This is a genomic window from Microbacterium sp. MYb64, assembly GCF_002979495.1.
GTDB classification, from domain to species: Bacteria; Actinomycetota; Actinomycetes; order Actinomycetales; family Microbacteriaceae; genus Microbacterium; species Microbacterium azadirachtae_A.
Genome location: NZ_PCOW01000010.1, coordinates 16969 through 40949, shown reverse-complemented (window position 1 = coordinate 40949; position 23981 = coordinate 16969). Strand labels below are relative to the sequence as shown.

General features: G+C 69.5%; 19 protein-coding genes. 15 read left to right on the top strand and 4 right to left on the bottom strand.

What is annotated here, in order from left to right:
- The first annotated feature begins 177 nt into the window (after window positions 1-177).
- From coaBC to pucL, 6 genes are all read left to right on the top strand, one after another.
- Window positions 178-1395: a bifunctional phosphopantothenoylcysteine decarboxylase/phosphopantothenate--cysteine ligase CoaBC gene (coaBC, locus tag CQ044_RS10645; protein WP_105688452.1), complete on the top strand. Its 1218-nt coding sequence runs from the start codon at window positions 178-180 to the stop codon at window positions 1393-1395.
- 89 nt (window positions 1396-1484) lie between these two features.
- On the top strand, window positions 1485-2360 hold the full coding sequence (locus CQ044_RS10640; protein ID WP_105688451.1) for a CoA ester lyase: 876 nt from the start codon (window positions 1485-1487) through the stop codon (window positions 2358-2360).
- Between the two features lie 72 nt (window positions 2361-2432).
- Window positions 2433-2900: a thioredoxin-dependent thiol peroxidase gene (bcp, locus tag CQ044_RS10635; protein WP_105688450.1), complete on the top strand. Its 468-nt coding sequence runs from the start codon at window positions 2433-2435 to the stop codon at window positions 2898-2900.
- Between the two features lie 241 nt (window positions 2901-3141).
- Entirely contained in the window at window positions 3142-3645 is a 504-nt protein-coding gene (uraD, locus tag CQ044_RS10630; protein ID WP_105688449.1) for a 2-oxo-4-hydroxy-4-carboxy-5-ureidoimidazoline decarboxylase, read from the top strand.
- A complete protein-coding gene (gene uraH / locus CQ044_RS10625; protein WP_105688448.1) occupies window positions 3642-3983 on the top strand; it encodes a hydroxyisourate hydrolase in 342 nt (113 codons plus the stop codon). Before uraD ends, uraH begins: the two co-directional genes overlap by 4 nt.
- A gap of 7 nt (window positions 3984-3990) precedes the next feature.
- Window positions 3991-4884 (top strand): factor-independent urate hydroxylase, encoded by an 894-nt coding sequence (pucL, locus tag CQ044_RS10620; RefSeq protein WP_105688447.1) that lies wholly within the window; start codon window positions 3991-3993, stop codon window positions 4882-4884.
- 90 nt (window positions 4885-4974) lie between these two features.
- Here pucL and CQ044_RS10615 read toward each other — a convergent pair whose 3' ends face one another.
- Window positions 4975-5751, bottom strand: coding sequence for an SDR family oxidoreductase (locus CQ044_RS10615; protein ID WP_105688446.1), 777 nt, complete (start codon window positions 5749-5751; stop codon window positions 4975-4977).
- 113 nt (window positions 5752-5864) lie between these two features.
- On the opposite strand from CQ044_RS10615, the gene aceE reads away from it, so the two are divergent.
- Window positions 5865-8570 (top strand): pyruvate dehydrogenase (acetyl-transferring), homodimeric type, encoded by a 2706-nt coding sequence (gene aceE, locus CQ044_RS10610; protein ID WP_105688445.1) that lies wholly within the window; start codon window positions 5865-5867, stop codon window positions 8568-8570.
- A gap of 131 nt (window positions 8571-8701) precedes the next feature.
- On the opposite strand, the gene CQ044_RS10605 is transcribed toward aceE, so the two are convergent.
- Entirely contained in the window at window positions 8702-9502 is an 801-nt protein-coding gene (locus tag CQ044_RS10605) for an IclR family transcriptional regulator (protein ID WP_105688444.1), read from the bottom strand.
- Window positions 9503-9693: 191 nt separating this feature from the next.
- On the opposite strand from CQ044_RS10605, the gene CQ044_RS10600 reads away from it, so the two are divergent.
- The 8 genes from CQ044_RS10600 to allB all read left to right on the top strand — a co-directional run bounded on the left by CQ044_RS10600 (window position 9694) and on the right by allB (window position 19774).
- Window positions 9694-11085, top strand: a complete 1392-nt coding sequence (locus CQ044_RS10600; RefSeq protein ID WP_105688443.1) for an NAD-dependent malic enzyme — start codon at window positions 9694-9696, stop codon at window positions 11083-11085.
- Between the two features lie 5 nt (window positions 11086-11090).
- The gene (locus CQ044_RS10595; RefSeq protein WP_105688442.1) at window positions 11091-12365 is read left to right on the top strand and encodes a DUF6986 family protein; all 1275 of its coding nucleotides are present in this window, start codon (window positions 11091-11093) and stop codon (window positions 12363-12365) included.
- On the top strand, window positions 12362-13183 hold the full coding sequence (locus CQ044_RS10590) for a bifunctional allantoicase/(S)-ureidoglycine aminohydrolase (protein WP_105688441.1): 822 nt from the start codon (window positions 12362-12364) through the stop codon (window positions 13181-13183). Before CQ044_RS10595 ends, CQ044_RS10590 begins: the two co-directional genes overlap by 4 nt.
- A 273-nt stretch (window positions 13184-13456) precedes the next feature.
- Window positions 13457-14260 (top strand): hydroxypyruvate isomerase family protein, encoded by an 804-nt coding sequence (locus tag CQ044_RS10585; RefSeq protein WP_105688440.1) that lies wholly within the window; start codon window positions 13457-13459, stop codon window positions 14258-14260.
- 32 nt (window positions 14261-14292) lie between these two features.
- Entirely contained in the window at window positions 14293-15171 is an 879-nt protein-coding gene (locus tag CQ044_RS10580) for a 2-hydroxy-3-oxopropionate reductase (RefSeq protein WP_105688439.1), read from the top strand.
- Window positions 15172-15336: 165 nt separating this feature from the next.
- Complete coding sequence (gene gcl, locus CQ044_RS10575; RefSeq protein WP_105688438.1) at window positions 15337-17124, top strand: glyoxylate carboligase; 1788 nt, start codon at window positions 15337-15339, stop codon at window positions 17122-17124.
- A 32-nt stretch (window positions 17125-17156) separates the two neighbouring features.
- Window positions 17157-18305 (top strand): glycerate kinase, encoded by a 1149-nt coding sequence (locus CQ044_RS10570; protein ID WP_105688437.1) that lies wholly within the window; start codon window positions 17157-17159, stop codon window positions 18303-18305.
- A gap of 95 nt (window positions 18306-18400) precedes the next feature.
- Window positions 18401-19774, top strand: coding sequence for an allantoinase AllB (gene allB, locus CQ044_RS10565; RefSeq protein WP_105688436.1), 1374 nt, complete (start codon window positions 18401-18403; stop codon window positions 19772-19774).
- A gap of 223 nt (window positions 19775-19997) precedes the next feature.
- Here allB and CQ044_RS10560 read toward each other — a convergent pair whose 3' ends face one another.
- Both CQ044_RS10560 and CQ044_RS10555 read right to left on the bottom strand, forming a co-directional pair.
- Window positions 19998-20699 carry a M48 family metallopeptidase gene (locus tag CQ044_RS10560; protein ID WP_181158277.1) on the bottom strand — a complete coding sequence of 234 codons (702 nt, stop codon included), beginning with the start codon at window positions 20697-20699 and terminating at the stop codon, window positions 19998-20000.
- Window positions 20700-20710: 11 nt separating this feature from the next.
- The gene (locus CQ044_RS10555; protein ID WP_105688434.1) at window positions 20711-23956 is read right to left on the bottom strand and encodes a type I restriction endonuclease subunit R; all 3246 of its coding nucleotides are present in this window, start codon (window positions 23954-23956) and stop codon (window positions 20711-20713) included.
- Between the last annotated feature and the right edge of the window lie 25 nt (window positions 23957-23981).

The window sequence follows — 23981 nt, the reverse complement described above, 5'->3', positions numbered from 1 at the left end:
GGGGCGCCGATCGTAGGAGGGGGCGTGGCGGGGATGGGTACGCACGGACCCGGCGCCGCGCGAGCGCTCGCGCGACACGGGCAGGCATGCGCCCGCGGGCATGCGTCCGCGGGCGCCCGCGCGCCCACGTGCACCGCTCCCAGCCCGCACTCCCGGCATGTCGGGCAGAATCGAGGGATGGACATCGTGGTGGGGGTCTCCGGCGGCATCGCGGCCTACAAGTCGGTGCAGCTTGTGCGGCTCCTCGTGAAGGCGGGGCACACGGTCACCGTCGTCCCCACGGAGGATGCGCTGCGCTTCGTGGGCGCACCGACGTGGGAGGCGATCAGCCGCAACCCGGTCACCACGAGCGTGCACGACGACGTGGCGAACGTACGCCACGTGGCGCTGGGACAAGGCGCCGACCTCGTCGTGGTCGCGCCTGCCACCGCGAACACGATCGCGCGCATGGCCGCGGGCATCGCCGACAACCTCCTCGGCACGACGCTCCTGGCGACGACCGCTCCCGTGCTCATCGCCCCCGCGATGCACGCCGAGATGTGGGCCCACCCGGCGACGCAGGCGAACATCCGCACGCTTGTCGAGCGCGGCGTGCATCTGATCGGGCCGGACGACGGCGAGCTCGCGGGCGGCGACAGCGGACCCGGCCGGATGAGCGAGCCCGAGGCGATCGCGGAGGCCGCGCTGCGCCTGCTCGCCCCGCAGGATCTCGCCGGCCTGACGGTTGTGGTCTCCGCGGGCGGCACGCGCGAGCCGATCGACACCGTGCGCTATCTCGGCAACCGCTCCAGCGGGCGGCAGGGCGCGGCCCTCGCCGTCGAGGCCGCGACCCGCGGCGCCGACGTCGAGCTCGTCGCGGCCAACCTGGCGGGGGAGGTCCTCGCCGAGGCGGGACATCCGCGGATCAGGATCCGTCCCGTCGCGACCGCCTCCGAGCTCGCGACCGCGATGAAGGAGGCGGCGGACCGCGCGGATGTCGTGGTCATGGCCGCCGCCGTCGCCGACTACCGGCCCGCCCAGGCCGCCGCGCACAAGCTCACCAAGGAGGACGGGATCCTCGAGCGGATCGAGCTCGTGGAGAACGAGGACGTGCTCGCCGCGCTCGGAGCCGCCCGGCGCAAGGGCTCGGCGCCCGAGGGACAGGTCATCCTCGGCTTCGCCGCGGAGACGGCGACGGATCCCGAAGCCCGGCGCGAACGCGCTCGCCGCAAGCGCGAGCGCAAGGGCGCCGACCTGCTCGCCGTGAACCTCGCCGACGCCGAGCACGGGTTCGAGAAGCACGACAACGCCGTCGAGGTCATCGGTCCCGACGGGGCCGTGGTCGCCGCGGCGTCCGGCTCGAAGCGCGCGGTCGCCGCGGCGCTGTGGGATGCCGTGGTCGCGCTCCGCGCCTGAAGCCGGGCCCTGTCCAGGGCTGGTGCCCGCGTGCGAGCGGGAGTAATCTTTTCATATCGCAAAAGTCAAGTTTCATAGAATGGAATGCAATGAACGCTCCTCTGCCTACCACCAGCCCGCGCGAGATCGCGCCGGAGCTGGCGCGCTCGTGGCTCCTGGTCGCGGCGACGAGGCCGGAGACGTTCGACGACGCGGCGCGCTCGCACGCCGACGCCGTCGTGCTCGACGTGGAGGACGCGGTCGACGCGAGCCACAAGGACTCCGCACGCGATGACGTCGTGCGCTGGCTGCACGTCGCCGACGCGGACGGCAAGGCCAACCGCGCGTGGGTGCGCATCAACGACGCGACCAGCGAGCACTGGTCCCCGGATCTGGACGGGCTGCGTGACGCCCCTGGTCTGCAGGGCGTGATGCTCGCCAAGACCGAGTTCGGCGGCCAGGTGATGGACACGTTCAACCGTCTCGGCGCCAGGGTGCCCGTCGTCGCACTCGTCGAGTCCGCTGTCGGCATCGAGAACGCGACCGAGATCGCGCGGGCCAAGGGCGTGTTCCGGCTCGCCTTCGGCAGCGGAGACTTCCGCCGCGACACCGGCATGTCGGCCGACCGCGAGGCGATGGCCTACCCGCGGGCGCGCCTCGTCATCTCGAGCCGCGCCGGCGGCCTGCCCGGTCCGATCGACGGCCCGACGGTCGGATCCAGCCACCCGATCCTGCGCGAGCAGTCCGCCATCACCGTGTCGATGGGGATGACCGGCAAGCTCTGCCTGCAGGCCGACCAGGCCCCGGTCGTGAACGAGGTCATCAGCCCCACCCGCACCGACGTCGAGTGGGCCTACGAGTTCCTCGAGGACTTCGAGGCGCGCGGATGCATCGTCCGCGATGGCAGCGACCTGCCCCGCCTCGGCCGCGCCCGCAAGATCATGCAGCTCGCCGAGGCCTTCGGCGTGCTGCCCGCCGCCCGCTGACCTCCGGTCGCTGAGCCCGTCGCAGCGCCCGGCCCCCTGGATCCGCCGACCCCCATCCGAAACGGAGACATCATGACCACTCGCCTCGCCCCCGGCGACGCCGCCCCCGCCTTCGCCCTCGACGACGCCGACGGCGTCCGCACCGCCCTCGAGGACTACCGCGGCAAGAACGTCGTCGTGTACTTCTACCCCAAGGCCGCGACCCCGGGCTGCACCACCGAGGCCTGCGACTTCCGCGACAACCTGTCGTCCCTCGCGGCCGCGGGCTACTCCGTGATCGGCGTCTCGCCCGACGAGGTCGCCGACATCCGCGCCTTCTCGGACGCGGAGGGCCTGACCTTCCCGCTGCTCGCCGACACCGACGCCGCCGTGGCGCGGGCGTGGGGCGTGTGGGGCGAGAAGACCGTGGGCGACCGCACGTTCGACGGCGTGATCCGCTCCACGTTCGTCCTGGACGGCGACGGCGTCGTGCAGCGCGCGGAGTACGGCGTCGACGCCTCGGGTCACGTGGCCCGCCTGCGCGCCGAGCTCGGAGTCTGACCCCGGCGCACCCTTCCACCACCCCGAGTCGTCCCCCTCGGCGGAGCCCAGAGCGTCCGCTGAGGGGGACGACTCGCAATGGGGGTTGACAGAGTCGGATCCGGTCCGCAGAATAGTTACACATGCTGAAATAACAGTTCCGGACTACGGAAACTATCCTCGCGATAGCAACGGACCCTCTCGATAGGATCCGACCGTACTGACTTACACGCCGGATGCCAGCATGGCTTGAGGATCGAAGATGTTGCTCGAGGAGTTCAACTCCGCAGGCCGTGACGACGCCACGGCCGCTGTGAAGCCCGCACTGGACATCGCCCGCTGGATCGGAGCGATCGTCGACGGCCGTCCCTACGCCTCGGTCGACGCGCTCTCCGCCGCCGCCCTCGAGGTCGCGGCGCCGCTCGCCGAGGCCGAACTCGACGGAGCGCTCGCGCATCACCCGCGCATCGGCGCCAAGGTCGACGGCACGAGCGCCGAGGCCGCGCACTCGCGCCGCGAGCAGCCGAGCGTCGACGACGCCACGGCGGCCGCCCTCGCCGAAGGCAACCGCGCCTACGAGGAGCGGTTCGACCGCGTCTTCCTCGTGCGCGCCGCCGGGCGCAGCGCCGAGGACATCCTCGCCCTGCTGCACGAGCGGCTCGGCAACACCGACGAGCAGGAGCTCGCCGTCGTCGACCAGCAGCTGCGCGAGATCGCGGCGCTGCGGCTCGCGGCGGCCATCGAGACCGAAGGAGCGAGCGCATGAGCGTCTCCCACGTGACCACCCACATCCTGGACACATCGATCGGGCGCCCAGCGTCCGGCGTCGCCGTCGCACTCGAAGCCCGCGACGGCGAGGGATGGGTCGGGATCGGTACGGGCTTCACCGATGCTGACGGGCGGGTGAAAGAGCTGGGTCCGGAGCGGCTGGAGAGCGGTGCATACCGCCTCCGGTTCGACACCGCGGCCTACTTCGCCGGCATCGAAACGGACACCTTCTTCCCGGAGGTGGTGCTGACCTTCCTGGTCGACGCCGAGCAGGCGCACTACCACGTGCCGCTCCTGCTCAGTCCGTTCGCCTATTCCACCTACCGAGGAAGCTGAGATCGCTATGACCAACATCATTCTGGGCAAGAACCAGTACGGCAAGGCCGAGAACCGCGTCGTCCGCATCACGCGCGACACCGACCGTCACGAGATCGAGGACCTGAACGTCACCTCGCAGCTGCGCGGCGACTTCGCCGCCGTGCACTTCGAGGGCGACAACGCCCACTGCGTCGCGACCGACACGCAGAAGAACACCGTCTTCGCCTTCGCCAAAGACGGCATCGGCAGCCCCGAGGAGTACCTGCTCCGCCTCGGCCGCCACTTCACCGGCGAGTTCGACTGGGTCACCGGTGGCCGCTGGGCCGCCGAGCAGTACACCTGGCTGCGCATCCAGGGCGATAACGGCGAGCACGACCACGCGTTCGTCCGCGGCGGCACCGAGACCCGCACCGCGATCGTGCAGATCGACGGCGACGAGACCACGGTCACCGCGGGTCTGCAGGACCTCACGGTCCTCAAGTCCACGCAGAGCGGCTTCGTCGGCTACCCGCGCGACAAGTACACCACCCTGCCCGAGACCGAGGACCGCATCCTCGCGACCTCAGTGACGGCTCGCTGGCGCTACAACCGCACCGACATCGACTTCAACGAGACCTTCGCCGACGTGCGTCGTCTGCTGCTGGCCGGCTTCTCGCGCAACTACTCGTACGCGCTGCAGCACACGCTGAAGGAGATGGCCGAGGCCGTCCTCGCTGAGCACCCGGAGATCGACGAGATCCGCTTCTCGACCCCGAACAAGCACCACTTCGTCGTCGACCTGTCGCCGTTCGGCCTGGAGAACCCCAACGAGGTGTTCTACGCCGCCGACCGCCCCTACGGCCTCATCGAGGCGTCGTTCCTGCGCGAGGGCGCAGACGCCGACCACTGGTCGTGGGACGCCTTCGCCGGCTTCTGCTGAGCGCGCGCCGCACTGATCTCCGCAAGGACGCTCCGCACTGAGATGAGGGGATGGATCTGCCTGATGGGATCCATCCCCTCATCCGTCGCCTCAGCCGCGTCCGCCGAAGGGCATCCCGCTCGCGGTCACCGTGAGCGCGCCGATGTTCGCCTCGGCGGGCAGGTCCGCCATGAACAGCACGGTGCGGGCCGCCGCGTCGACGTCGAACGTGGGCTCGACCCTGCGGCTGCCGTCGGCCTGCAGCGCGCCGGAGCCGACGCCGAGCTCGTCCATGATCTCGGTGCGGGTGTTGCCGATGTCGATCTGCCCGCAGGAGATGCGGAACGGGCGGCCGTCCAGGTCGATCGAACGCGTGAGCCCGGTGAGCGCGTGCTTGCTCACGGCGTAGGCGACCGAGAGCGGGCGGGGCGCCTGCGCGGAGATGGATCCGTTGTTGATGATCCGACCGCCCTGCGGATCCTGCGCGCGCATCACGCGCATCGCGCCGCGCGCGCACAGCAGCGCTCCGGTGACGTTGACGGCGAGCGTCCGCTCCCAGTCGTCGAGCGAGATGTCGGCCGCCGACACCGCGGGGCCGAACGCGCCCGCGTTGTTGAACAGCACGTCCACCCGGCCCCACTCCTGCACGACGCGGTCGAAGAGGGCGTCCACCTCGGACTCGACCGTGACGTCGGTCGGCACCACGAGAGCGTTCGACGGGATGGCTCCGCCCTCGGGCGCATCCGGACCCCCTGCCGCCGTCGCGGCCAGCGCGGCCTCGCGCCGCCCGGCCAGCGCCACGCGGTAGCCGGCCGCCAGCATCGTGCGCGCGACGGCGCGCCCGATCCCCGATCCTGCACCCGTCACCACGGCGATGCGTCCGCTCATCGTCACTCCTCGAACCTCAGAACCGCTGCCCGATCGGCAGCCTCCTACATGTAGCAGATCAGCCCCGCCGCCCGATCGGCGGCCTCCCGATACATCTCACAGAAAGGCCGAAGATGCGCGAACAGAGCAGCTCCGCCGCCCCCGGATCCGAGACCCTGGATCACGACCCCGAAGAGACCGCCGAATGGCTCGAGTCGCTGGACGCGCTCGTGGCGCAGCGCGGGGCAGAGCGCGGCGAGCACATCGTGCGCTCGCTCGCCGCCCGTGCCGGCTACGCGCCGGAGCCCACCGCGACGACGGACTACGTCAACACGATCGCGGTGTCCGACGAGCCCGCCTACCCCGGCGACCAGGAGCTCGAGCGCCGCTACCGCGCCTGGATGCGCTGGAACGCCGCGATCCTGGTGCACAGGGCGCAGCGCCCCGGCATCGGCGTCGGCGGCCACATCTCCACGTACGCGGGCGCCGCGACCCTGTACGAGGTCGGCTTCAACCACTTCTTCCGCGGCAAGGACCACCCCGGCGGTGGCGACCAGGTGTACTTCCAGGGCCACGCGTCGCCCGGGATGTACGCCCGCGCCTTCATGGAGGGGCGCCTCAGCGAGGAGGACCTCGACGGCTTCCGTCAGGAGAAGTCCCGCGAGGGCCATGCCCTGAGCTCCTACCCGCACCCGCGGCTCATGCCCGAGTTCTGGGAGTTCCCGACCGTGTCGATGGGCATCGGCCCGATGAACGCGATCTACCAGGCGCAGTCCAACCGGTACCTGCAGGGCCGGGGGCTCAAGGACACGAGCGACCAGCACGTCTGGGCCTTCCTCGGCGACGGCGAGATGGATGAGCCGGAGAGCCGCGGACTGCTGCAGCTCGCGGCCAACGACGGCCTCGACAACCTGACCTTCGTGGTGAACTGCAACCTGCAGCGCCTGGACGGGCCGGTCCGCGGCAACGGCAAGATCATCCAGGAGCTCGAGGGCTTCTTCCGCGGCGCCGGCTGGAACGTCATCAAGGTCGTCTGGGGCCGCGAGTGGGACGACCTGCTCGCGCGCGACGCCGACGGCGCGCTGCTCGACATCATGAACACGACCCGCGACGGCGACTACCAGACCTACAAGGCCGAGTCGGGAGGGTTCATCCGGGAGCACTTCTTCGGCAAGGATCCGCGTGCGCTCGCGCTCGTCGAGAACCTCACCGACGAGCAGATCTGGGGCCTGAAGCGCGGCGGGCACGACTATCAGAAGGTGTTCGCGGCGTACCAGCAGTCGCTCTCGCGCAACGGCAAGCCCACGGTCATCCTGGTCAAGACGGTCAAGGGCTACGGCCTCGGCCCCCGCTTCGAGGCGCGCAACGCCACGCACCAGATGAAGAAGCTCACGCTGCAGGATCTCAAGGACTTCCGCGACCATCTGCGGGTGCCGATCACGGATGCCCAGCTCGAGGCCGATCCGTACCAGCCGCCGTACTACCACCCCGGTGCCGACGCCCCGGAGATCCGGTACCTGCAGGAGCGCCGCCGGGCGCTGGGCGGCTACCTGCCGGAGCGCCGCCCGAACGCGTCGGGGGAGATCGCTCTGCCCGACCCGAAGGCGTACGAGGTGGCCGCACGCGGATCTGGCAAGCAGCAGGCTGCGACCACCATGGCGTTCGTGCGCGTGCTCAAGGACCTCATGCGCGACCCCGGGTTCGGCACGCGGATCGTCCCGATCATCCCCGACGAGGCGCGCACCTTCGGTATGGACGCGTTCTTCCCGACCGCGAAGATCTACAACCCGAACGGGCAGAACTACCTCGCCGTCGACCGCGACATCGTGCTCTCGTACAAGGAGTCCACCGCGGGGCAGATCCTGCACGTCGGGATCAATGAGGCCGGATCCATCGCCGCGTTCACCGCCGCGGGCACCGCCTACGCGACGCACGGGGTGCCGCTCGTGCCGGTCTACGTGTTCTATTCGATGTTCGGCTTCCAGCGCACCGGCGACTCCCTGTGGGCGGCCGCCGACCAGATGACGCGCGGCTTCCTCATCTCGGCGACCGCGGGCCGCACCACGCTGACCGGCGAGGGGCTGCAGCACGCCGATGGGCACTCGCCGCTGCTCGCCGCGACGAACCCGGCCGTGGTCACCTACGACCCGGCGTTCGGCTACGAGATCGGCCACATCGTGCGCGCCGGGATCGAGCGCATGTACGGCGCCGACTCGACCGACCGCAACCACATCTACAACCTCATGGTCTACAACGAGCCGATCGTGCAGCCGGCCGAGCCGGAGGGCGTCGACGTGGCCGGGATCCTCGGCGGGATCCACCGGATCGCGCCGGTCGAGGCTCCGCGGGCGCACCTGCTCGCGTCGGGCATCGGCGTAACCTGGGCGCAGGAGGCGCAGCAGCTCCTCCGTGACGACTGGGGCGTGGACTCCGACGTGTGGTCGGTGACGAGCTGGACCGAGCTGCGCCGCGACGCGGTCGCCGCGGAGGAGGACGAGTTCCTCGGGCGCGGCGCGCGCACGCCGTTCCTCGCGCAGCAGCTCGCCGACGCGCATGGCCCGATCGTGGCCGTGAGCGACTACGCCAAGGATCTGCCGGACCAGATCCGCCAGTTCGTCCCGAACGACTGGGCGAGCCTCGGCGCCGACGGCTTCGGCTTCTCCGACACGCGCGCCGCGGCCCGCCGGTTCTTCAAGATCGACGGACCGAGCGTCGTGGTGCGCACGCTGCAGCTGCTCGCCGCGCGCGGCGAGCTGGACGCGGCGATCCCCGCCCAGGCCGCCGAGAAGTACCGCCTGCTCGACGTCAACGCCGGCACGAGCGGCACCGACGCGGAGTAAGCCCGTCACCGGGCCGTGCGAACAAAGGACGGATGCAGTTCTGCAGGACGGGATCCCAGGATCCATCCTGCAGAACTGCATCCGTCCTTCAAAGTTGCGGGCGGGGGCGCCCTGTGGGCACCCGGCCCGGGCTAGGCCGCGACGTCGGCGGCGATCGCGCCGGCGGCCTCGCGGAGCAGCGGCACGGCGCGCTGGCCGAACTCCTCGGTGACGCGGGCGATCGGGCCGGACACCGATACCGCGGTCGGCGTGGGGGCGCCCGGTACGGCCATCGCGTAGCAGCGCACGCCGATCTCCTGCTCCTGCTCGTCGATCGAGTAGCCGCGTTCGCGGATGACGTCGAGTTCCGCGAGCAGCGCGTCGACGGTGCCGATGCTGAACGAGGTCGGGGTGCTCATGCCGGTGCGGCCGACGATGCCGCGCACGGTGTCATCGTCGAGCTGGGCGAGGATCGCCTTGCCGACGCCGGTGTCGTGCACGTTGGCGCGGCGGCCGACCTCGGTGAACATGCGCATGGAGTGCTGCGAGGGCACCTGGGCGACGTAGACCACCATGTCGCCGTCGAGCACGGCCATGTTGGCGCTCTCGCCGAGGGCGTCCACGAGGGTCTTCAGCTGCGGGCGCGCGAGCGCCCCGAACTGGCGGGAGGCGCCCTCGCCGATGCGGATCAGCCGCGGGCCGAGCGCATAGCGGCGGTTCGGCAGCTGGCGGGCATAGCCCAGCGAGACGAGCGTGCGCAGCAGCCGGTGGATCGTCGGCAGCGGGAGGTCGGTCGACGCGGACAGCTCGCTGAGCGTGACGTCGCCGCCGGCGTCGGTCACGAGCTCGAGCAGCTCGAACACCCGCTCGACCGACTGCACGCCGGATCCCGCACTCCTGCCGGGTTTCGGATCTGCGACCTTCGCGCCTGTCGTGCTCGGATTCTCCGCCATGTCAGCTCCCGTCCTTGCGGTAATTCCATCATGCGAGAGTGCCGCGCCGGAAATCCGAGAGGATCCGGATTCCGCCTTGCGCAAAACTTCCACGATAGAGATAATAGTGTCCACTATACGAAAGTTGTAAGAGTTCATCACGCAACCAGCGCCCGAGGCCTCCGCCCGGGACGCCTCGATGAGGAGGAACCATGGCGAACCCGGGTCCCGGAAATTCGATCACGCTGCGCATCGACGCGCCGTCCAACTTCACCGTCACGAGCGAGCTCGCCGCGGCCGCTGCGGCCGCCGGCGCCGTCGTGACCGCCCTCGACGTCGTCGAGTCGCACCCGACGACGATCGTCGTCGACCTGACCTGCAACACCACGGGCGAGGAGCACGCCGACGACGTCCGCGCCGGCGTCGAGGCGCTCGAGGGCGTGGCCGTGCGCCAGGTCAGCGATCGCACCTTCCTGATGCACCTGGGCGGAAAGCTCGAGGTCGTGCCCAGCGTGCCGCTGCGCAACCGCGACGACCTGTCCCGCGCCTACACGCCCGGTGTCGCCCGCGTGTGCATGGCGATCGCCGAGGACAAGAGCAAGGCCCGCAACCTCACCGTCAAGCGCAACACGATCGCGGTCGTCACCGACGGCACCGCGGTGCTCGGCCTCGGCGACATCGGCCCAGAGGCCGCGCTCCCGGTCATGGAGGGCAAGGCCGCGCTGTTCAAGCAGTTCGCGAACGTCGACGCCTGGCCGGTCTGCCTCGATACCAAGGACACCGAGGAGATCATCAAGATCGTCAAGGCGATCGCCCCGGTCTACGGCGGCGTGAACCTCGAGGACATCGCGGCCCCGCGCTGCTTCGAGATCGAGGCGCGCCTGCGCGAGGAGCTCGACATCCCGGTCTTCCACGACGACCAGCACGGCACCGCGATCGTCACGCTCGCCGCTCTGCGCAACGCCCTCAAAGTCGTCGGCAAGACGATCGGCGAAGTGCGGATCGTCGTCTCGGGCGTCGGCGCCGCCGGCAACGCGATCGTGCAGCTGCTGCTCGCCCAGGGCGCGGTCGACATCGTCGCCTGCGGCCGCAACGGCGCGATCCATCGCGGCCAGGAGTACACCGACGCGCACCGCACGGAGCTCGCCGCCACGACCAATCCGCGGGACTTCTCCGGCACCCTCAAGGAGGCGGTCGTGGGCGCAGACGTGTTCATCGGCGTGAGCGCCCCGCACGTGCTCGACGAGAACGACATCGCCGCCATGGCGGATGACGCGATCGTGTTCGCGATGGCGAACCCGACCCCCGAGGTCGACCCGGTCGTCGCGGCCAGGCACGCGGCCGTCGTCGCCACAGGGCGCAGCGACTTCCCGAACCAGATCAACAACGTGCTCGCGTTCCCCGGCTTCTTCCGGGGCCTCCTCGACGCGGGCGTGTCGGACATCACGCCGCCTATGCTGGTCGCAGCCGCGCAGGCGATCGCGGAGCGCGTCGGCGATGACGAGCTCAACGCGAGCTTCATCATCCCGAGCGTGTTCGACCCGCTCGTGGCCGGCGCCGTCGCCGAGGCGATCGTGCGCGTCGTCGAGTCCTCGAAGGAGTGAGCCGGATGGCCGCAAGCACCCTGGGCGAGGCCGACCTCGCCGACATCGACGCCCGCCTCGCCGGCACCGACACGCTGCTGTCGACGGAGTACCCCGGCGACGACGGATCCCGCCAGCCCGTGCACACCCTGTACGTGCCCGCCGACCGATTCCGGCTCGACCTCCCTGCCCAGTCGGGGCAGGCGGCCGCCGCCTCCGTCGCGGAGTTCGGCGGGACCGTCGCGCTCGCCCAGGCGGTCGGCCTCGGCGCCCTCGCCGCAGAGCTCGCACCCCTCGTGGACGCGAAGCTCGAGCGTGAGCCCATCGAGGACCTGCGCCTGGACTTCGAGGACGGCTACGGCGCCCGGCCCGACGAGGAGGAGGACGCGGATGCGGTCCTCGCCGCCGAGCGGGTTGCCGCGGCCGTCGCCGCCGGCGTCGCACCGCCCTTCATCGGGATCCGGTTCAAGTGCTTCGAGGCGCCCACGCGCCGCCGCGGGATCCGCACGCTCGACCTGTTCCTGTCGACCCTCGTCGCGAACGGTCCGCTGCCGGACGGCCTCGTGCTGACGCTGCCCAAGGTCACCACGGTCGAGCAGGTCGAGGCCATGGTCTCGCTCTGCGCGCTCTTCGAGGAGCGTCTCGGACTGCCCGCGGGCCGGCTGCGCTTCGAGGTGCAGATGGAGACGCCGCAGCTCATCGTCGCCGCCGACGGATCCGTCCCGGTCGCGACGCTCCTGCACCGCGCCGACAGCCGCGTGTCCGCACTGCACTATGGCACCTACGACTACAGCGCCTCGCTGCAGATCGCGGCCGCATACCAGTCCATGGAGCACCCCGCGGCGGACTTCGCCAAGCAGGTCATGCAGGTGGCGGTCGCCGAGACCGGTGTGCGGATCTCGGACGGATCCACCAACGTGATCCCCGTCGGGGATCCGGATCACGTCCTCGAGGCGTGGACGCTGCATGCCCGCCTGGTGCGGCGCTCGCTCGAGCGCGGCTACTACCAGGGCTGGGACCTGCACGCCGCGCAGTTGCCCACCCGGTACCTCGCGACCTACGCGTTCTACCGCGAGGGCTTCGCCGCAGCGGCCCGGCGCCTGGACAACTACCTGCACGGCAGCGACGCCACGATCATGGACGAGCCGGCGACCGCCAGGGCCCTCGCGCGCTTCGTCGTGCGCGGTCTGGAATGCGGCGCGCTCACGGCCGATGAGGTCCGCGCGGCGACCGGATCCGAGCCGGCGGAACTCATCCGTCTCGCCCACCCGAAGCTCAACACCAAGGAGGCCGTCTCTTGAGCGCCCGCACCTACTACACCCCGGCCGGCGGCCTGCCCCCGCAGTCCGACCTGCTCACCGACCGCGCGGTCGTCAAGCTCGCGTACTCGTTCATCCCGAAGGGCGTGCTCCGCGACATCGTCACCTCGAGCCTCCCCGGCTTCAGGGACTCCCGCGCGTGGATCCTCGCCCGGCCGACGCCGAGCTCGGCGCAGACCTTCTCGCAGCTCATCGTGGAGATCGCGCCGGGCGGCGGTGCCGCAAGGCCCGAGGCCGAGGCGGGCGTCGAGAGCGTGCTGTTCGTCACGGCCGGCGAGCTCACCCTCACGCTCGAGGGGGAGCGGCACGTGCTCGAGGCCGGCGGCTACGCGTTCATCACGCCGAACGCGCAGTGGTCGCTCTCGAACGAGGGATCCGAGATCACCAGCTTCCACTGGATCCGCAAGGCCTACGAGTACCTCGAGGGCGTCGATGCACCCGCCTCGTTCGTCACGAGCGACAACGACATCGAGCCGGTCTCGATGCCCGACACCGACGACGTGTGGGCGACCACCCGCTTCTCGGACGCGAGCGACATGGCGCACGACATGCAGGTGAACATCGTCACCTTCAAGCCGGGCGGATCCATCCCGTTCGCGGAGACCCACATCATGGAGCACGGCCTGTTCGTGCTGCAGGGCAAGGCTGTCTACCGCCTCAACGACGACTGGGTGGAGTGCGAGGCCGGCGACTACATGCTGCTGCGCGCCTTCTGCCCGCAGGCCTGCTACGCCGGCGGTCCCGAGGACTTCCGCTACCTGCTCTACAAGGACATGAACCGCCAGATCAAGCTGACCTGACGTTCCTGAGCCTGAAATGATCGCGCCTCTCGGGAATCGGGAGGCGCGATCGCATTCGTCGGGTGCACCGCTTGCTGCCGAGCGCACCGGAAGTCCGCGCCGATATCCCGTGCACTCGGCACGTTCCGGTGCGCTCGGCGGGAACAGCGCAGCAGGATCCGGATCCGGATCCGACCCGTTGACATCCACCGCCTCTCGGCCTAAACTTTCATCAATCAAGATTTTCTTTCCATAATTCGGAAAGTCCCGATCTAAGACATCAAGGACGATCTCATGAGCTACACCGTCAACGCCTCGATCCTGCTGACCGACCTGCCGATCCTGGAGCGCCCGGCCGCCGCGAGGGCAGCCGGCTTCGACGCCGTGGAGTACTGGTGGCCGTTCTCCGTCGCGGTGCCCGCGCAGAACGAGGTCGACGCCTTCGTCGCCGCGATCCAGAACGCGGGCGTGCAGCTCACGGGCCTGAACTTCTTCGCCGGCGACATGCCGGGCGGCGACCGCGGCCTCGTGTCGTGGGTCGGCCGTGAGGAAGAGTTCGCGGGCAACATCGACGTCGTGGTCGAGATCGGCCGCCGTCTCGGCACCAAGGCGTTCAACGCGCTCTACGGCAACCGCCTCGAGGGCGTCGACGAGAAGGCGCAGGACGACCTGGCCGTGAAGAACCTCGCCGCCGCCGGACGTGCGGTCGCGGAGCTCGGCGGCGTCGTGCTGCTCGAGCCGGTCAGCGGCACCCCGGCCTACCCGCTGAAGACCGCGGCCGACGCGCTCGCGATCATCGCACGCGTGAAGGAAGAGGAGGGCGTGGATAACGTCAAGCTCCTCGCCGACTTCTACCACCTCGCCGTCAACGGCGACGACGTTCCGGCCGTGATCGCGGGCCACGCCGCCGAGTTCGGCCACATCCAGATCGCGGACGCCCCCGGCCGCGGTGAGCCCGGAACGGGCGAGCTGCCGCTCGGCCAGTGGATCTCCGACGCGCAGGCCGGCGGATACGCCGGCGTCATCGGCCTCGAGTACAAGGCCACCCAGGCGGATCCCTTCGCCTGGACCACCACCACCGCGGCCGCCCAGGCCTGACCTCACCAGACTTTCCGCGAAGGAACGAAGACATGACCCGCATCGCATTCATCGGCCTCGGCATCATGGGCCTGCCCATGGCGAAGAACCTCGTCACGGCCGGCTACGACGTCGTCGGCTACAACCGCAGCCAGGAGGCGATCGACAAGCTCGTCGCCGCCGGAGGGGCCGGGGCGACCGGCATCGCCGACGCCGTGAAGGACGCCGACGTCGTCATCTCCATGGTCCCGGATTCCCCGGACGTCGCGGGCGTCGTGCAGGGCCCGGACGGGGTCTTCGCGAACGCGAAGGCCGGAACGCTCTGGATCGACAACTCCTCGATCCGCCCCGACGTGGCCAAGGAGCTCGCCGAGGAGGCCGTCGCCGCAGGGCTCGGCGTCGTCGACGCCCCGGTCTCCGGCGGCGAGCAGGGCGCGATCGACGCGGCCCTCTCGATCATGGTCGGCGGCTCCGCCGAGGACTTCGCCGCGGCGGAGCCCGTGCTGAACGCGATCGGCAAGACCATCGTGCACGTCGGCCCCGCGGGCGCCGGCCAGACGGTCAAGGCCGCCAACCAGCTCATCGTGGCGGTCAACATCCAGGCGCTCGCCGAGGCCGTCACGTTCCTCGAGGCGTTCGGCGTCGACACCGACGCGGCGCTGAAGGTCCTCGGCGGAGGACTCGCCGGATCCAAGGTCCTCGACCAGAAGGGCCAGAAGATGCTGAACCGCGACTTCGCGCCCGGCTTCCGCCTCGCCCTCCACAACAAGGATCTGGGCATCGTCACCTCGGCTGCTCGCTCCGTCGGGGTCACCGTCCCGCTCGGTTCGGCCGTCGCGCAGCTCGTGAACGCCCTCGTCGCCCGCGGCGACGGAGGCCTCGACCACTCGGGCCTGTTCAAGCTCACCACCGAGCTCTCCGGCCGCGACTGATCACTCTCCCTTCTCGGGGTCGCAGCGTCCTTCGTCTCGCTCGCTCAGGAACCGACCTTCTCCGGTCCCTGAGCTCGCTCAGGAGCCGACCTTCTCCGGTCCCTGAGCGAGGAGCGGAGCGACGAGACGAAGGGCGCGACCCCCATCAAGCCAAAGGAAACTCCCATGACCCGCATGCGTGCAGTCGACGCGATCGTCCAGATCCTGATCAAGGAAGGCGCGGACGAGGCGTTCGGCCTCCCCGGCGCCGCCATCAACCCCCTCTACTCCGCGATGCGCGCCAACGGCGGCATCCGGCACACCCTCGCCCGCCACGTCGAGGGCGCGAGCCACATGGCGGACGGCTACAGCCGCACCGGCGACGGCCGCATCGGCGTGTGCCTCGGCACCTCGGGCCCTGCCGGCACCGACATGATCACGGGCCTCTACGCCGCGATCGCCGACTCGATCCCGATGCTGTGCATCACCGGCCAGGCGCCGGTCGCGAAGCTCGACAAGGAGGACTTCCAGGCCGTCGACATCGCGTCGATCGCGAAGCCGGTCACGAAGTTCACCAAGACCGTCCTCGAGGGTGCGCAGGTTCCCGGCGCCTTCCAGACGGCGTTCCAGATCATGCGCTCCGGCCGTCCGGGCCCGGTGCTGATCGATCTGCCGTTCGACGTGCAGATGACCGAGATCGAGTTCGACATCGACACCTACGAGCCGCTGCCCGTGGCGAAGCCGGTCGCGACCCGCGCGCAGGCGGAGAAGGTGCTCGACCTGCTCATCGCCTCGAAGCACCCCGCGATCATCGCCGGCGGCGGCATCGTGAACTCCGGCGCCTCCGCAAAGCTCGTCGAGCTCGCCGAGACGCTGGGCGTGCCCGTGTTCCCGACCCTGATGGGCTGGGGCGTGCTCCCCGACGACCACCCGCTGGCCGCCGGCCTGGTCGGGATCCAGACCTCGCAGCGCTACGGCAACGCGAGCTTCCTGGAGAGCGACTTCGTGCTGGGCATCGGCAACCGCTGGGCCAACCGCCACACCGGGGGCCTGGACACGTACCGCAAGGGCCGTACCTTCGTGCACGTCGACATCGAGCCCACCCAGATCGGCCGCGTGTTCGCGCCCGACTACGGCGTGGTCTCGGACGCGGGCGCGTTCATCGACGCCCTGCTCGAGGCCGCACGCGACCGCGTCGCCGAGCTGCCCGACTACAACGCCTGGGCCGAGGAGTGCCGCGACCGCAAGGCGCGTCTGCAGCGAAAGACCAACTTCGACGACGTGCCGATGAAGCCGCACCGCGTCTACCAGGAGATGCTCTCCGCGTTCGACCGCGACACCACGTTCGTCACCACGATCGGCCTGTCGCAGATCGCCGGTGCGCAGTTGCTGCACGTGTACGGTCCGCGCAAGTGGATCAACGCGGGCCAGGCAGGGCCCCTGGGCTGGACCGGCCCCGCCGCCCTCGGCGTCGTGCGCGGCAAGCCGGGCGAGCAGGTCGTCGCGCTCTCGGGCGACTACGACTTCCAGTTCATGATCGAGGAGCTCGCCGTGGGCGCGCAGCACAAGCTGCCGTACATCCACGTGGTGGTCAACAACAGCTACCTGGGCCTGATCCGCCAGTCCCAGCGCGGATTCGAGATGGACTACGAGGTGTCGCTCGCGTTCGACAACGTGAACACCCCGCAGGACTCCTCCAGCATCGCGACGGGCTACGGCGTGGACCACGTCAAGGTCGCCGAGGGGCTGGGCTGCAAGGCGCTGCGGGTCGAGCGTCCGGAGGATCTGGCCGCGGGCTTCGCCGAGGCGCAGCGCCTGCGCGACGAGTTCCAGGTGCCCGTGGTCGTCGAGGTCATCCTCGAGCGCGTGACCAACATTGCGATGGGCGCGGATCTCGACACGATGAACGAGTTCGAGGACCTCGCGACGTCGCCGGCCGACGCCCCCGAGGCGATCTACGCGCTGCTCGACTGAGTCGCGTCCCTCCGGCCCGTAGCATTCACACCATGCGCATCCTGATCGCCTCGGACAAGTTCAAGGGCTCCGCCACGGGGCCCGCGGTCGCCGCCGCTCTCGCGGAGGGGATCTTCCAGGCCGCGCCGGGGACCGTCATCGACGCGGTCCCCGTCGCGGACGGCGGGGAGGGCACGGTCGACGCCGCGCTCGCCGCCGGGTTCGAGGCGGTCACGGCGACGGTGACGGGGCCCACGGGCCTGCCCGTCGAGGCGCGCTTCGGCGTGCGCGGCGAGCAGGCCATCATCGAGATGGCTGCGGCGAGCGGGCTCGATCTGCTGCCGGGCGGAGTGAAGGACGCGCTCGGCGCCACCAGCCGGGGGACCGGAGAGCTCATCGCCGCGGCGCTCGACCAGGGGGCGACCAGCATCGTGCTCGGCATCGGCGGCAGCGCCAACACCGACGGCGGCGCGGGCATGCTCCAGGCGCTCGGCGTCTCGCTGCGCGACGCCGGTGGGCACGAGCTGCCGGGGGGCGGCGGGGCGCTTGGGCGCATCGCCGCGGTGGACGTGTCGGAGCTGGATCCGCGTCTCGCGGCCACCGAGATCGTGCTCGCGAGCGACGTGGACAACCCGCTCCTCGGAGAGCGGGGCGCGCCCGCCGTGTTCGGCCCGCAGAAGGGCGCGAGCCCGGAGGATGTTGCTGTGCTCGACGCGGCTCTGGCGCGCTACGCGGCGCTGCTCGAGCAGCAGCCCGGCATCCGCGCGGCCACGGACCTGCCGGGAGCGGGCGGCGCCGGAGGCGTGGGCTACGCCGCGCTCGCCGCGCTCGGCGCCCGGCGGGAGCCCGGCGTCGAAGTCGTGCAGCGTCTCACCGGGCTCGCCGAGGCCCTCGGCACCGGCGACGCCAAGGCCGACCTCGTCATCACCGGCGAGGGCAGCCTCGACGATCAGAGCCTGGGCGGCAAGACCCCGCTCGGCGTCGCGGCGGCCGCCCGCGCGGCGGGCATCCCCGTCATCGCCGTATGCGGACGCTCCACGCTGAGCCCGGAGGCGGCGCAGGCGGCAGGGTTCGCCCGCGTCTACGCGCTCAGCGAGCTGGAGCCGGACCCTGCCCGCAGCATGGCCGAAGCGGTCTCCCTGCTCACCGAGGTGGGCCGCCGCATCGGCGCCGAGGTGGGCGAGCTGGTGCCGCAGGGCTGAGCCCCCGGACTCAACGCCCTCGTGCTCCGGATCCGGAGCACAATGAATCCAACGAAGCACGACCGGCGCTCGCCGGAGGAAAGGATCCGCACGACATGTCGCAGGATCAGCACGACCCCGCAGGTTCGCACTACGACCTGGTGATCCGCGGCGAGCGGGTCCTCACCAGCTCGGGGATCCGCCCCCGGGAGGTCGGCGTGCGTAACGGCGTCATCATCGCGATGGAGCCGCTCGGCAACGGCCTCCAGGCGGACGAGATCATCGAGCTCGCCGACGACGAGACCCTGATCCCTGGGCTCGTCGACACGCACGTGCACGTCAACGAGCCGGGCCGCACCGAGTGGGAGGGCTTCTCCTCCGCCACCAAGGCCGCGGCCGCCGGGGGCGTGACCACGATCCTGGACATGCCGCTCAACAGCATCCCGCCGACGATCGACGTCGAGGCCCTGGACATCAAGCGCGACGTCGCCCGCGACCAGGTGCACGTCGACGTGGGCTTCTGGGGCGGCGCCGTTCCCGGCAACGTCGACAAGCTGCGCGGGCTGCACGACGCCGGCGCCTTCGGGTTCAAGTGCTTCCTGCTGCACAGCGGGGTCGACGAGTTCCCGCCGCTGGATCCCGACGAGCTCGAGGCCGACATGCGCGAGCTCGCGACGTTCGACTCGGTCATGATCGTGCACGCCGAGGACTCCCGCGCGATCGACCGCGCCCCCAAGCCCGACGGCGACGACTACGCCAAGTTCCTCGCCTCCCGGCCCCGCGGCGCCGAGAACCTCGCGATCGCCGAGGTCATCGAACGAGCCAGGTGGACCGGCGCCCGCGCCCACATCCTGCATCTGTCCTCCTCGGACGCGCTGCCGATGCTGCGCTCCGCCAAGCACGACGGCATCCGGCTCACGGTCGAGACCTGCCCGCACTACCTCACGCTCACGGCGGAGGAGATCCCCCTCGGCGCGACCGCGTTCAAGTGCTGCCCGCCGATCCGCGAGGCCGGCAACCGCGAGCTGCTCTGGCAGGGACTGGAGGACGGCACGATCGACTTCATCGTCTCGGACCACTCGCCCTCGACGCTCGACCTCAAGGACCTGGAGAACGGCGACTTCGCCGTGGCGTGGGGCGGCGTCGCGTCGCTGCAGCTCGGCCTTTCGCTGATCTGGACCGAGGCGCGCCAGCGCGGCCTGTCCCTGGAGACCGTGGTGTCCTGGATGAGCGAGAGGCCGGCGCAGTTCGCCGGTCTCACCGGCAAGGGCCGGATCGCCCCGGGCTACGACGCGGACTTCTCGATCTTCGCGGCCGATGACGCCTACATCGTGGACGTGACGAAGCTGCATCACAAGAACCCGCTCACGCCCTACAACGGCAAGGCGCTCGCCGGCCGGGTGCGCAAGACCTACCTGCATGGCACGGAGATCGACTTCACGACGCCGCGCGGCCGCCTGCTCCGTCGGGGCATGGCCGAGGTCGGCTGACGACGCCCCATCCTTCGATTCGTCCCCGCCCGCGGAGCTCAGAGCGCGCGTCGGCGGGGACGAGTCTGAGGGGTCGGCGCTGAAGCTCGTCGACGGTGTGCGGACAACGGCGTCCCTCATCGTCGGCGGATCCTCGACACCGCTTGATGGGGCAGGACCAGCCCCTGCAGTCTCCAAAGGAGCTCTTCTTGTGTGGAGGGCGTCGATCTGGCCCGTTGATCGATCAGGCCGTCGCCCGTTCGAGGCGCTGCTTTCGGCGTGGGTGATCCGGCATGACGCGAGTCAGGAGAGCGATGAATCGCGCGGAATGATCTGGGACCAAGAGATGTGCGAGTTCATGCGCGAGCACGTAGTCGATCGCGTCCGTCGGAGCACGAATCAGATCCGGATTAACCGTCAGGCGCCCGCTCGGTGACATTGACGCCCAGCGCGACGACATCGATCGAACAGTGACAGCTGTCGGCCACAGCGGAGGATCGAAGAGCTCGGCGCAGACCGGCAGGCGTTGATCGATGATCTCTCGGGCCCTCGCCCGGTACCAGCTCTGGACGACGCGTTCCATCCCCGCAGAGTCGTCGAAATCGATCCCATCGATGAGCAGAAAGCCTCGCGTCGGACGGACGTGAGGCTCCGTTGCGGTCGTATCGGCGATCCGCAGGCGATACTGCCGGCCGAGGTAGCGGTGGGTCTCGTCCGGCAGCCACCGTCGCGCCGGCGTTCGAGGTCGGAACTGAGCGAAGTAGCGTTGCTGCTCGAGGATCCAGCGGGCACGCGCGCGAATCTGACTTCGGATTTGCAGAAGGTCTGCATCGATCGGCGCAGTGACGACCACTGCACCGTCCGGTGTGATCGTGATGTCGAGCGTCTTGCGTGCAGCCCACCGAACCTCGGCGCTCACCAGCTGAGTACCGTACGCGACGGTCACAAAGGCGGGTGTCATGAGGACAGCCGCGCTCGGGCGATGCGCAGGACGTCGCTGCGGATCGCTTCCTCGTCAGCCGAGGTCAGCTTCAGCCCCATTTCGTCCTCGACGACATCCCAGAGGAACTCGTCGATGGCCGTCTCGAGCGCATTCCGGGCGGTGGCGTTCTCATCCCAGATGCCGACGACCAAATGGCTGCGAACGATGTCGACCAGCCCGATGGTCACGGTCGCGACGGCGTCCTCGGTCGCGGGGCCCTCTCCATCGGCATGCGCGAAACGCGCGAGAATCGCCTCGAACACCGACGCCGCGTGCGGCGTCTTTCGTACGGCTTCCGGCAGGTCAGCCTTGCCGGTCTCGCGCCCCCGGGACACATTCTCCGCGATCTGGCGAATCTGTTCAAGATAGTCCAGCTCGTCCAGTCGGTGGGCGCGGTGCGCGTCGATCGCTTCTTGGAGTAGGCGAGAGAAGCGTTCGTAGAACGCCGGATCCTCATCCATCCGATCCGTGATCCGTCGTCGGGTCGCATGGGCGATGCGGTCCGCGCGGGCAGCAGGGGAAACGCCGGATTCGGTTGCTGCCGCGCTCACCACGGCAGGATCGCTCAGATCGAGCGGGGGGATGTGCTCGACGGCCGGGAGGGCGGTCAGATGATCGTCGAGCAGCTTGCGGATCTTCGGTTCGTAGTCACGCAGGTCGACGCGATCGTTGTACCGATGCTGAGCCGCGCGTCGAAGCGTCACAAACCAGGCCCAGTCCGTCTTGTACCGCTCGAGACGTTCAGCAGACACCACATCGTCCACCAGCTCGCTCGACAGCGCGATGTGCAGAGTGCGGGTGAAGGCCGACAGACGTGCCGTGAACTCGTCGCGAAGATCATCTGGGCTCAGATGCTGCTCCTGGGCCTCTCGGTCCGCGCGGCCGATGCCATCGAAAAGCGTCCAGACAGACGACCAGCGCGCGTCGAGTCTCGCGATCTCTTCGCGCACACTCGAGAGCGCACCGGTGACATCAGCGCTGTCGAAATCGTTGAGAGCGCTGTATTTGTCGAGCGACGTATCGAGTTCTTCGAGCAGGCCCTCATAGTCGATCACCACGCCGAAGTCCTTGGTCGGGTCGTCGGCGGTCGGCGGATCGTAGAGACGATTGACGCGGGCGATCGCCTGCAACAGCGTGTGGTCGTGCAGTGCCCGGCAGATGTACAGAACGGTGTTGCGGGGAGCGTCGAATCCGGTGAGGAGCTTCGAGACGACGATCAGGATCTCGGGGCGATCGGACTCGCGGAAGCCCTGGATGATCTGCTGATTGTATGCGGGCTCGTTGCCATACTCAGCCATCATCCGGTCCCAGAACGCGTCGACGAGTTCCCGTGACTCGCGGTCGCCCGTCACGGGGTCGGTGTCGTCACCGGGAGCCGAGATGATGACTTCACTGCTCACGTCGCCGATTTCGTCCAGGATCTTCTTGAATCGGATCGCGGAGGCCTTGTCGGGCGCGATCAGTTGTGCCTTGAGGCCCGTGCCCTGCCAGTGGCGACGATAGTGCTCGGAGATGTCGAACGCTTTTGCGCGGATCACCTGACCGGCAGTCGATACGGCCTTCTCCGTGGAGAACCGACGTTTGAGATCTCGCTGCTGTTCAGGGGTGAGATCACGGCTGATCATCTCGAACCAGGAGTCGAGACCGCTTTCCGAAATCTGCTTCTCGACGAGGCGTCCCTCATAGAGAAGCGGTACGACGGCATGGTCGTCGTTGGCGTCTTGGATCGTGTAGCGATGGATGAGATCGCCGAAGGTGCGGAAACTGTTCCGCTCCTTCATCATGAGCGGCGTCCCCGTGAACGCGATCACGGTTGCCAGAGGTAGCGCCCGGCGCATCTGCTTCGCGAACTGTCCGTAGTCCCCGAGTCGGGCCGAGTGGCTGCGATGCCCCTCGTCGACGAGGACGAAAACGTTGGGATCGGGTTCCAGATCCGCCGTTTCGAGAGCCCTGGCGGCAGTCTCGAACTTGTTCACGATCGTGGTGATCAGTGGCGCATGTTCTCGGATCAGCTCGGCCAGATGGCGGCCGTTGCGCGCCCGCACCGGATCGAGCCCGCAGGAGCGAAAAGTGTCGCGGATCTGCACGTCGAGGTCGTCACGGTCGGTGACGAGGATCACACGCGGGTTAGTGATACCGGGCTCGTACTCGAGCGCCTTCGCGAGCATCACCATCGTCAGGGACTTTCCTGACCCCTGCGTGTGCCAGATCAGCCCGCCGGGTCGACGCTCACCGGGTGCGCCCGACACGACCTTGTCGAGGGCGTGCTTCACGGCGAAGTACTGCTGGTGGCGGGCGACCTTGCGGGTGCCGCGGTCGAAAACGGTGAAGGTGCGGACGAGCTCGAGGAGCCGCTCGGGGCGGGCGAGAGCGAAGAGCGTCGCGTCCTGTTCACTGGGCGTCCTGGTCTGGAGCGTGTTGACATCGGGAGGAGCCCCACCGAAGAGCGCGGCGATGGCATCGGGGGCGAGGGTGGCACTGACAGCGGCAGCAAGTGCTGCTTGCTCAGCGTGGAAATCGGGTTCGGACTCTGGATGCCGCCACGTCGCCCAGAACTTCGATGGTGTGCCGACGGCGGCGTAGCGGGCCGCGCTGCCGTTGCCCGTGATCAGCAGTTGGTTGTAATGGAAGAGAAGTGGGATCTCGTTCGGGCGCTGATATCGGAGGAGCTGGCGGTCTGCCGTCGCGATGGGTGTGCCGGGCTCTTTGCACTCGATCGTGACGAATGGGATGCCGTTGACGAACGCCACGACGTCGAGTCGATTCGCCGAGGTCGATCCGGTCCGCTCCACGGCATACTCCACGGTGACGTGGTAGCGGTTGTTCGACGGATCCATCCAATCGATGAAACGTACCTGGGGGCTGATCGAGGTCCCATCGATCGTCTTGGAGACCGCGACGCCGCGCACGAGGTCGTCGTAGACCTTCTGGTTGGCCTTGTTCAGGTCCGACAGGTTGCCGGGATCCAGCAAGTGTCCGATCGCCTTGCCTGCGTCGGCGGCATCGAGGGGGTATCTACGGCCCCGATGGTTGACGCTGTTGAGCGCCAGAATGCGCTCTTCGAGCACCTCGTCGAGCACCACATTGCGCCTCTTGCCGCCGCGCATCGACAGCGCCTCTGCCGGCGACAAGGGCGAATATCCTGCGGCAACGAGCACCTGTACCGCGGGAAGCTGTGATTGCGCGCGCTCGCGGGGATCGCGAAGAGGCTCAGCAGTCATCGCGCCGCTCTCTTTCTTTGACGAT